Annotated in this window: 1 protein-coding gene; it reads left to right on the forward strand. The window is 61.3% G+C overall.

Annotation, left to right across the window (positions count from 1 at the left end; all coding sequences use genetic code 11):
• The first annotated feature begins 14 nt into the window (after window positions 1-14).
• Window positions 15-12,596, forward strand: coding sequence for a hypothetical protein (locus QQJ86_RS18760; RefSeq protein WP_284322504.1), 12,582 nt, complete (start codon window positions 15-17; stop codon window positions 12,594-12,596).
• The last annotated feature ends 52 nt before the right edge of the window (window positions 12,597-12,648 follow it).

Raw genomic sequence — 12,648 nt, forward strand, 5'->3', positions numbered from 1 at the left:
GCAACGGCAATGGTGTGCTGACGAACGGCACCGTCATCACCACCACGACCTACGACGTGCAGGGTCGTCTCCTGCAAACCAGCACCGAGACCGGTGCCAACCGCACTACCTTGCAGACCACCACCTATGCCTACGACGGCTTGGGACGGCTGCTCAGCACCACTGATCCGCTCAGTAACGTCACCAGCTACGTCTACACCGACAGTGCCAACACGCTCGCCATCACGCAAGCCAATGGCCTGACGACGACGCAGGTACGCACCAGTGCGGGCCAATTGCTCAACCGCACGCAATCGGCCAGCGGCCAAACCAGCCGCATCACGAGCTATCTGTATAACGCCGATGGGCAAGCGATTGCCGTGATCGACCCGGCCGGCAACGTCACCTACACGTTCTACGATGCCGATGGTCGTGTAACCGGCACCATCGATGGGGATGGCAACGTCACGGCCTACAGCTACGATGCTGATGGGCAGGTCCTCCAGACCACGCAGTACGCCACGCCCATCAACCCCTCCGCGTGGCTCAGCAGCGGCGCGCTCACCAGCAGCTATCCGACCAGCCTGCCGGTGCCGACCAGCACGGTGAACGACCGCACCACGACGAGCATCTACAACGCCGCCGGCCAGGTGGTGGCGACGATCGATCCGGCCAATAACGTCACGGTTATTACTTATGACGGTACCGGTCAGGCGGTTGCCACGACCCGTTACGCCACGCCGCTTACGAGTACCCAGCGCAGCAGCTTGGGCACCCCGCCCGCGTTGGTCAACCTGAAGCCTTATCTCTCGGCCAATGCCAATAACCGCGCGACGCTCACGATCTACGACGCCGACGGCCGTGCGGCGGCGACGATCGATGCGCAGGGTTATGTCACCGTCACCACGTACAACGACGCGGGCGAGGCGATACGGCAAACGGCTTACGCGACCGCACTTACCAGTACAGCGTTGAGCAGCCTCGGCGACACGCCCAATCTTGCCGCCGTGCAGAATGCCATCGTTACCAGTACACAGGACCAGACGACGCGCACGTATGACGACGGCGACGGCCGCGTCGTGGCCACGATCGATGCGGACGGCTATCTCACGACGACGTCGTACGACACCACGACGAACACGACCACCACCACGCGCTACGCCACCGCGTTGACCAGCAGCCAGCTGAGTGCGCTGACCGGCAGCGAGAGCGTCGCCACGTTGGTGGGTCTCCTTGGCACGAACACGGCCAGCGAACAAAGCCACGTCACCACCAACGCCGACGGCCAGGTCGCGAGCCGCACCGCGGTCGATGGCACCGTCACCACGTACACCTATAACAGCGTGGGCCAAGTGCTCAGCAGCACGGTGACGCCAGCAAGTGGACAAGGTGCTGCGCGCACCACGAGTGCGACCTACGACGCGTTCGGCGAGACGGTGACCGCGACCGATGCCGCGACGGCGACCACGACCTACGTCTACAACGCGCTCGGTCAACACATCGAAGCGACCGATGCGCTCGGTAACAGCACCTGGACGTATTACGACGCCAACGGCAAGCTGCTGTACACGATTGAGGGCCAGCCGAGCGGCGCGACGCGCAATGCACTCGGCAATGTCTCGGCGTATCAATACAACGCCTTCGGCGAAGTAACGAGCACCACGACGTATGCGGGGCAACTCACGCTCACCACCACCGGCACGAGCAGTGGCGCCACGCTCAACATCGCGACCGCCACCACGGCGCAAGTGACGGCAGCGTTGGCGACCCCGCTTGCCGCACCGAGCGGCGACGCCAATGCAGTCACGCTCACCACCTACACCCTTGATGGCCAGGTCGCGACCGTCACCGACGGCAACGGTTATCAAACGGCCCGCAGCTATGACGCGTTTGGCGACGTCACGCAAGTCCAGCAACAACTTAGTCAGCCGGGCAGTGCACTGACTGCGAGCAATAGCACGATCACCACTTACACCTACGATCAACGTGGCGAGCAGCTCAGCGAGACCGATGGGGTCGGGTCGTCCGTCGCACGTACCGCCTCACAGACCTATGATGCCTTCGGCCGCGTGACCAGCCGTACCGATGGCAATGGCCACACGATCAGTTACACCTACGACGCGCTCGGCCGCCAGATCACGACGAGCTTGACCGTGCAGGGCACCGCCCGCACCACGCAGACGACGTACGACGCCTTCGGCCAGGTGCTGACCGAAACCGATGCGCTCGGAAACACCACCACGTACAGCTACAGCGTGGCCACGCACACCGCGACGGTGACCACGCCCGGTGGCATCACCACCACCACGGTCAAGGATGCCTTGGGCGACACGGTGAGCGTGACCGATGGCGGCGGCAATACCACCACCTACACCTACGATGCCGACGGCCGTCTGCTCACCACCACCGATGCGCTGGGCAACGTCAGCCATCGGCAATACGACGCCGATGGCGCGCTGATCCAGACCACGGATGCCGCCGGTCACGTGGTCACCACCACGTACAACGCCAGCGGCAAGGTGCTCACGCAGACGGTCGATCCCAGTGGCCTCAACCTCGTCACCACCTATGCCTACGACGGCCAAGGCCGCCAACTCAGCATCACCGATCCCACCGGCGCCGTCACCACCTACAGCTACGACGCCGACGGCCAGGTGCTGACCAAGGTCGTGAATGCCGGCACCGGCCAGCTCAACCTCACCACCACCTACAGCTATGACGGCGACGGCAAGACGCTCACCGTGACGCAAGGGGCGGGGACGAGCGCGGCGACCACCACGCAATACGTCTACGACAACCTCGAACGGCTGAGCCAAACGATCGTCAATCCAGGTACCGGCCAGCTCAATCTGACGACGACGTACACCTACGACGCGAACGACAACCTCATCACCCAGACCGACGCCAACGGTAACGTCACGCGTTACGTCTACGACGAGGCGAGCGAACAGGTCTTCACGATCGATCCGACCGGCGCCGTCACGCAAAACACGTATGACACCGACGGTCATCTCACCGCGACGCGCACCATCACCACGGTACTCACCGCCAGCCAGCTGAGTGCACTGGGCACCACCCCGACGATCGCCGCCGTCACCGCCGATCTCACGACCAGCAACTATGACCGCTACACGCAAAGCGTGTACAACGCCGACGGCCAAGTGGTCTACCGCATCAACGGCATCGGCCTCAATCCCACGCAGTACACCTACAACGCCGCTGGCCAGGTGACGCAAACTCGCCAGTACGTCACGGCACTCTCCACCAGCAGCCTGAGCCCCACGGCGACACCGGCCACGGTCGCCAGCTACCTCACCACCAGCGCCAACGATCTGGTCACCACCACCGCCTACAACGCCGACGGCCAGGCGGTGTACAGCATCGATGGCGCCGGGGATGTCACGCAGACGCTCTACGATGCCGCCGGTCGCGTGACGACGACGATCGCCTACGCCACGCCATTGACCAGCACCCAACTGGCGACGCTCGGCAGCACGCCCACGCTCGCGCAGGTCAGTGCGCTGATCACCCCCAGCGCGAACGATCGCGCCAGCATCACGAGTTACGACACGGCGGGCCGCGTGTTGTTCACCGTCAACGCCGCCGGTGCGGTGACACAAACCACCTACGATGCCGATGGCCGCGTCACCAGCACGCATGCCTATGCCACGGCGCTGACCAGCGCTCAGCTCGCCACACTCGGTCATACACCGACACTCGCGCAGATCGCGGCAGTCCTCACAACGACGGCGAACGATGCCATCACGTACACCGTGTACGACGGCGCGGGCGAGGCGCGCTACACGATCGACCCGCTCGGCTACGTGAGCGAGACGCGCTACGACGCGACCGGTCGCGTGATCGAAACCCTGGCCTATGCCAACGCCATCAGCACCACGACCGAAACCAGTGCCCTGCAAGCCGGCGCCGCCTACAGCTGGCTCAGCGGCCAAGTCGGCGGCACCACGGGCAGCAATCCGGACAGCAGCGCCGAAGCCACGCTCATGCTGTACGACGCGGCCGGTCGTCATGCCTTCACCGTGCAGCAGAACGGCACGGTGGGGCAGGTGACCGCCTATGCGTACGACGCCAATGGCAATGTCACCAGCCAGACGGTTTACGGCAACACGCTCACGTTGAGCACCGGATCGTCGTTAAGCGCGCAGCTCACCACGGCCGGTGTCACCACCGCGGTGGCGAGCTTCACCACCAAGGAAACCACCCGCACCGTCTACGACGCCGACAACCGCGCGCTCTACACGATCGATGCGCTCAACAACGTCACCCAGCTGAGCTACGACGGCGTCGGTCGCGTGATCGAGACGCAGCAATACGCCACGGCCATCACGCTGCCGGGCACGATTACCGCCAGCACGATCGCGGCCGCCGTCACGGCTGCCGGGACAACCGGTGTGCGCTTCAGCACCACCAGCTATACCTCGCGCGGGCAGGTGATCAGCACCGCCGATGCGCTGGGCACCAACGCCAGCTATGGCTACAACGCGTTGGGTCAGAAAATCAGTTATACCAATCGCGACGGCGCCGTCTGGACCTACACCTACGACAGTGCGGGCCGGCTGATCCAGACGCAGAGTCCGCAGGTCACAGTGGGCGGCTATGGCAACAGCAATCCGCTCACCAATCAATCGCTTTACACCACCAACACTTACGACGCGTTCGGTGACCTCATCGATGTGAGCCAGGGCTACGGCGCGAGCGCCAGCGCGATCTCTACCATCAGCACCACGAGCTATACCTACGACGCGATGGGGCGGCGCATCCAGACCACCGATGCGCTTAACCACACCACGACCACTACCTATAACGCGCTCGGCCAGGCGGTGGTGGCGAAGGATGCCAACGGCAACCTCACGTACACCGTGTACGACGCCGATGGTCGCGTGCTCGACCGCATCGATGGCAATGGCTACCTCACGGCGACGACGTATGACGCCTACGGCAACGTGCTCAGCACCACGCAGTACGCCACGGCGCTCAACACCAGCGCGATCACGGGCTGGAGTGCGGGCCAGCCACTGAGCGCGGCGCAGGTGCAGCAGGGCCTCGTCACTTCGTCCAACGATCGCACCACGACGACGACCTATAACCAGCTCAACCAAAAGACACAGGTGGTGCTGTCGTCCATCGCGTACGACCTCTCCATGGGTGTACTGGGCGGCAACGTCGCCACCGGCTCGCCAACCACCACTTATACCTACGACGCGTACGGCAACGTGACCAGCTCGTCGCAGTTGGTGCAGGGTGCCTTGACGTCGGGCTCGACTACGACACCCGCGGTGTGGGCCACCACGTACACCTATTACGACGCGCTCAATCGCGCCGTGATGGTCGTGACGCCGACTGGCGCGTACACCAGTCCACAAGGTTACGTCACCACCACGGCGTACAACGCGTTTGGCCAGGTGACCAGCAGCACGCAGTACGCGCAGGCGATCAGCACCGGCAGCATCACCACCACGACGCCACCGGGCTTACCGGCCGCGGCCACGCAAGCCAGTGGCGCCGATCGCACCACCACCACCACCTATGACGCGATCGGCCGGGTGAGCACCGAACTCGACACTGGCGGTTACTACACCACCAGTGGCTCCACGACCAGCTACACCACCGCCAACGTCAGCAACGCCTACACCTACAACGGCGAAAACCAGGTCCTGACCCAAACCCACAACGGTGCCGTGACCACCACCACCTACGACGCACTGGGCCGTGTGCTGACCGTCACCGCTCCGGCTCGTTCGGTGTTGGTGGGCAACTGGCAGTCGATCCTGGAAAGTACGCCCACCGACGACCTCACGACCGCCGCGCTCTATACCAGCGTCAGCCCCGTCACCACCTATGTGTACGACGCGCTCGGCCACGCCGTCAGCACCACGGTCGCGGGCGGTGGTTTGACCCAACAAAGTTACGCCAGCTACAACGCGCTCGGCCAGCTCACGCAAAGTACGGATGCCAACGCAACCTCGCGCACCTTCACCTACGACGCTAACGGCAACGTACTCACGCAGAGCTATACGCTGACCGGCAGCACCACCGTCACCACCACCAACACCTACGATGCGAACAATCAACTGCTGAGCACCGCGGTGCAGCGCAGCGGCGTGAGCCCGTACGACAGCTCTACCCAGCAGAAATACAACGCCTTCGGCGAGGTGATCGCCAAGGGCGATAACAATGGTTTTGAGGCCACCTACACCTACAACGCCGCCGGGCAGCAAAGCAGCGCGCCGGACAGCCACGGTGCGCTGCACACGTATGGCTACGACCTTGTCGGCAACCTGGTGGTCGACCGCAGCACGGTGACCGGCGGCGCCTCTGCCGTATGGACGCACAACACCTATAACCTCAGCGATCAAGTGGTCAGCCAGATCACGCCGGCCACGAACGCTGCAGCAGGCGAAAACAGTGCTTCGGTCAGCCTGAGCTACGACCGCTGGGGCAACGTCACGGCCAAGACGGACGCTAACGGCAATACCACTACGTCCCAGTACGACAGCCAGAACCACCTGATCGAGCAGACCGGCGCAAACGTGTTGGTGGTCTCCGCTTCCGGCGTGTACACGTGGACTAACCCGATCGAAACCTGGGCTTACAACGTCAACGGCGAGCTGCAGCAGCAGACGGACGCGAACGGTAACGCCACGATCTACAGCTACGACGCGGTAGGCAACCAGACTGTGGTGGTGGATGGTACCGGTGCCTACACCTATACCAGCTATGACGCGTTGGGTCGCGCGGTCGCCACGCAAACGCCGCCAGCGCAAACTGCCACCGGCACGGCGGCCAACATCAGCTTCACCGCCTACAACAACCTCAACCAGGTGACAGACCAGGGCTACCTTCAGTTCAATGGTCAGAGCACGCCACGCACGCCAGTGTTGCAGAACCACTACGTGCTCGATGCCAATGGCGATCGTTTGGTTACGTACGATGGTATTGGCAGTGGGTACTGGCAAAAGGGCGATACAGCCAATGCAGCTAAGTACACGACTACCTACACCTACGACAGCCAACATCGCGTTCTCACCAGCACCACGCCGCTCAACGAAACGACCACGTACGTCTACGACGTCAACGGCAACCTGATCCATCAGACGGATGCCGATGGCTATACGCAAAGCTGGACCTACAACTACTTCAAGCAAGTGCAAACGCACACCGACGAAAGCGGTGCGACGTACACCTACACGTATGACGCCAACTCGGGTTTGCTGACGAAGGAAACCAGCAACTGGTCACCCACCGGGCCTAGCAGTTCGATTACCTCCACGCTCACCTTCGGCTACGAAGCCAATGGTGGGCTGGCCAGCTTGACCGAGGCAGTGACCAGCGGCAGCAGCACCGTCACCTCCACCTACGGTTACAGCTACGACGCCAACAGCAATGAAATCCTGTCAACGGTCAGCACGCAGGACGGCGGTGGCAATGCGGTGAGCGGGCAGACCGTGCTCACTTACGACAGCCATAACCGCTTGCGGGAAGCGACTTACGAAAATAGCGCAGGCAACACGGCCACGATGCGCAACGTGTACGTGTACGACGCCGATGGCAATCGCCGTGCCGTCTTCACGCGCAGCGCGTATGGTGCTACGGCTACGCCGATCCCGCTCACCGCCGGTGGCCCGACATTAGGCACGGCTCTGACCGCGCAATCGGTAGCGCCCGGCGGTACGTCTTTGAACTACAGCGTGGTGGGGAGCTTCAGCGATTCGCTTGGTATGGGGCTTACCTACACAGCCAGCGGCATGCCGAGCTGGTTGAGCTTCAACGGTAGCACCGGCACTTTTACCGGCGCGCCGCCGGTCCCTACGGCAGCGAGCAGCTACACCGTCACCGTCACCGCCATGGATGCACTGGGCAACAGTGTCAGCGGCAGTTTCACCGTGACCGTGCCAGCGGTGCAGCCGGTGCTTAGCAGCGCGCCGACGAACCAGACTCTACAGCCGGGCCAGGCGTTGAGCTATCAGGCGCCTGCCGCGACGGATGCGAATGGTTACGCCATCACTTATAGCGCCAGCGGTCTGCCGTCAGGCGTCAGCTTCAATGCGTCCACGCGCACCTTTAGTGGTACGCCACCCGCCGCCGGTAACACGTACACAGTGAGTTACACCGCGACACCGAGCGGTGGTCCCGCCACGACGGCGACGTTCACGATCACGGTGTCCAATGTCGCGCCAACCTTTACGGGCAGCATTGGCACGCAGACAGTGACACCGGGCAGTGCTTGGAGCTATCAGGCACCCACGGCGACCGACGCGAATGGCTATGGCGTCACCTACAGCGCGAGCGGTGTGCCATCGGGTATGACGTTTAATGCTTCGACGCGCACCTTCAGCGGCACGTTGAACACCGGCGGCACCTACACCGTTACATACATCGCAACGGCCACGACAGGTGGGCAGTCTGCTTCGCAGACCTTCAACATCACGGTGCCGTCGCCGACGCCTGTCTTCAGCAGTCAGCCTGCGAACCAAGCCGCCACCGCTACGGCCGGGGGGTGGAGTTACCAAGCGCCCGCCGCAAGCGATCCTGCAGGCTTGAGTGTCAGTTACAGCGCAAGCGGCATGCCATCAGGCATCAGTTTCAACGCATCGACACGTACCTTCAGTGGCACGCCAAGCGCAGCGGGTACCTCCACCATCACGTACACCGCCACGGCCGGCAACGGTGCGGTCGCTTCGACCACCTTCACGCTCACCGTGAATCCGGCTCCGCCACCGGTCTACAACGGCTCAGGCGATATCCAGCTCTCCTGGGGAGGGGGCGGTACCTACACCTGGACGGTGCCGAGCACCATGTTTACCAATCCCATGGGGCGGTCACTCACGTACACCCTGTCTGGCGGTGTTCCGCCCTATACCGCCATGAGCTCGGCAGGCGTTCTGACTTACAACCGTTCCAACCCGTACGCGGTGCGTGCACCGACATCCGTGCTCCCACAATCGGCCCCCGGTGGCAACACCTACTACTACCCGACGTTAACGGTGACCGACCCCGTCGATGGTCAGTCGGTTTCGGTGACGATGAGTATCCTGATCGCCGGTACAGTGAATCCGGCTATCACGGCAGCACCGACGACAACCACGACAACATCCAACCGAACCGCTGCCGTGATGACGCCCGCTGCCACGCCGGCATCGACACCTGCGCCATCGCCTGCTCCGAACATGGTGGCGAACTGGTACACCTACGACGCAGACAGTCGCGTGCTGGTAACCAACGGCAGCTTGCAAAACGGCCAGATCGTCATCACCAGCGGCCTCAACTCAGGCGAGAATGCCTACGATGCCGCCGGCGATCTGGCGATGTACACCACGGTCAATTCATCCAATCAGACGACCAGCCAGAAATACATCTACGACCAGCTCGGCGAAAAAAAGCTCATCGAAACGCAGACGTCGAGCGGCAGCTCGTTCGCCAACTATCAAACGCAAACCTTTGACGCTGACGGTCGTTTGATCAGTACGATCACCTACCAACTGCCAGGCAGCATCGAAGCCGGTACGTACAGCGGTTCGACTGTCAGTTTCAGCGACGCAGGTTGGATCAAGAGCGACGTCATCTACACGTACAACACCGATGGCGAGCTCATAGATCAAAGCGAATACGACGAAGACGGCGCACAAGATCTGATCAACCAGTACCACACCGCCGCGGCCATCCAAAGCAGCACCTACGCCACGCAAGACCAATCGGTGCCGTCGTCGTTGCCCAGCATGGGCAGCGCCACGGACGGCGCGCTGTACCTGTCCACCGACGACAACTACCAGGCTTTCTCCTCCGGTTACGGTTACGACGCGGATGGCAATCTGCTCGGCTACCGCGTCATCACCGGCAGCCAACCCACGGTCGTCAACGGCAGTCCCACGGCCGGCACCACCAACTATCAAAACAGCTACTTGCTGCAGAACGCGGCGCTGCTCAGCAAGACCGTGCAAACCGGTAGTGCCGGTAACCTTACCAATACCAACACGTACAACGACCTGGGTGTGTTGGCCCAAACCAGCGGCACGGTCAATGGCACGTCGCAAACGAACGTCATGGCCTACACCGCGGATGGCCAAGTGCTGCAGAAAACCAACACCCCCAGTGGCAGCGCGTCCAACACGGCCGTCTTCCTATACGCCGGCCAGCAAGGCCTGGGCAGCGTCAACACCGATGGCGCGATCAACGTGCTCGCCACCACGGGCGGCTATACCAACGGCAGCTTGGGCACGCAGAACTACACCGTGGAAGCCGGCGATACGCTGGCGGTGATGGCGTGGAAAATCTACGGCGACAGCAACTACGCCTACATCCTGGCGGAAGCCAATGGCCTGCAAGTCGACAGCCCCTTACCGGTGGGCATGGTGTTGCACATCCCGCAAGTGACCACCACGGCGAATGCGTCTAGCACCTTCCAGCCGTATGCCCAAAACGGGATCGTCAATGGCGGCGCCACAGCGTGTGAAACAACCGCGCAGATCGTGACGGCCTCGATTCAGTCGGTGCTCAATCAGCAATCGGCGTTGGCGCAGACGGTGGCGCAAATCGAGCAACAGCAACAAGCGGCGGCGACCGCGCAGCAGCAAGCGGAGGCGCTGCAGAAGAAACTTTTAGAGGATGCGCAGGCGGTGGCTAACGCCAAAGATCAGGCGGATGCTGCCGATGGGCAGGCGGCACAGGCGCTGCGTCAGGCCAAACAGGTGCAACTGCAAGCAGGCGAGGTCGCGCAGCAGGCTGAGTTGTCATCCGCCTCGCCAAAACCTGAGTCTGCTCAAGACGATCTGTGGGCCCGTGAAATGGCCGGTTGGGGGCAGCCGTCCAAGGCTACAGAAGCTGCCAGCGAAGTGGCGATTTCCGCTTGGTCCCATCGCCCCTCTATAGGGGTGGGTACTGCCGAAGAGGCTAGAGCTGAAGGCAACATGTCGGACGCGGCCCCTCCGCCGGATGGCCTCCAGGGTGAGGACAGTGATGGGATGGCTTTGGTCAATGATCCCGGCGGTGGTAGCACCGTGGTCATCCCCGGTTACAGCCTGGCTACGGCTGGAGCCGGTGTTGGCGACTCAGGTAGCAGCGGATCAACGAGCGATGGGAGCGCGAGTTGGTGGAATGGCGACAATCTGGGTGGGTTGCTGGGAAGCAACAACAACCTGGGCTCTTGGGTTGATGCTTCCACTCAGCAGCAGTTAGGCGATTTGAGCACTGCTTATCAGTCCGATAACGCGCAATACACCAGTTTGAGTGCGCAATACTCCGCCGATCAGTCGCAGGTCGACGATCTTTCGGCGCAGTACACGTCTGATCAAGGGCAGTATCAAAGTGCGAGTGATACGGCACTGCAGTTGCAGGGGCAGGTGAGTGCATCGCAAGTGCAGTTGAGCCAGCAACAGAGCAGCGGCGACAACTTGCCTTCGATTTCGAGTTCGGATTACAGCGTGTCGCCTAATGTGACGATTCAGGCAGGGGCGTTGAGTGATGTGTCGCTGACTTCGTTGAGCGATACGTCTGTATTAACAGCGACTAGTGAAATGGGTTCTGTTCCCTCTTCTGCAGGCGACAATGATTCGCTCGAATGGCGGGCACCGGGTTATGACGGTACCGATACGACAAGTACGGCGGGCGCGAAGACGCTCGGTACTGTGACCGTAAATTCCAGTGACGCTGCGACGGCAGAAACAGGATCTGATCCATCTAGTGATAGTTCTCAAAACGGGGGCGCAGGGGATAGCGGATCAAATGCGGCGTTAGCTCGACCGTGGATGCTCAATGCCTACCTGGGATCTTTGTTAAACCCATTCAGCGGATTGCAATCATCTACGCAGATAAATGAGTCCACGATTGGACCTGTGCCTCAAACCCTTTTGAATAACATTTACAACTACACCCAGGACACTGCATCGGAGCTACAACCCTATGCTCCTGGATCGGCCATGATGTACCGCATGGGCGGTAGCGTACTCAACGGTATGGGCAACGTGTGGGCCTCCTGGTCCGCTCTATGGAACAAGGACGCGAACGGCGGATTGGAGCAGGGTGTCAATCCATTTTCCGGGACTTCTATAATGGGGGTGGATGCCTGGAATGAGCGGTTCAACTCGGCAGCAACTGCTATAACCAGTGGGGTAGGATTGCTGGAAGGCGGCATTGAGGGTGCATTTAGTAGTCTAAAGAGTTTGTTTACGGACTCAGTCGGTGCTGTTCCAGACACAGGAATCTATGGTGCGAGAGGGCCGGTTAGCGGTCGGCCCTTTGATCCTACTCAGGCAGGAGGCCCAATAGAGAATCTCAGCACTGACGGCGTACAGATAACTAACGATGGTGTAGACACTGTTGTCCAGCATCTCTCTCGATTTGGTCAAGATGATGCGAATGACTTTATGATCGACCGCCTAAGTCAGATCGCAAATGGAAATTTAGATCCTACGCAAGTAGATCTAAATTTCTATACTCATGAAATCAGGGAGTTTCAGAGATATTCGAACCTTGGCTGGGAGTCAGGGCAACCTTCAAATCCTGATGAGGCTTACGAACTGTGGAACAATGCTCATACGGCGACTCTCGAAGATTACGGACTTCGAGATGGACAGCTCTATCACCCGGATGCACCTAAATGAACGAAGAAATTAAAAAATCTGTCTTGAAGTTGCTTTCAAGCAAAGACAAGAA

Origin of the sequence: Dyella acidisoli (assembly GCF_030160295.1) — a bacterium.
In the GTDB taxonomy this organism is placed as follows: domain Bacteria; phylum Pseudomonadota; class Gammaproteobacteria; order Xanthomonadales; family Rhodanobacteraceae; genus Dyella_B; species Dyella_B acidisoli.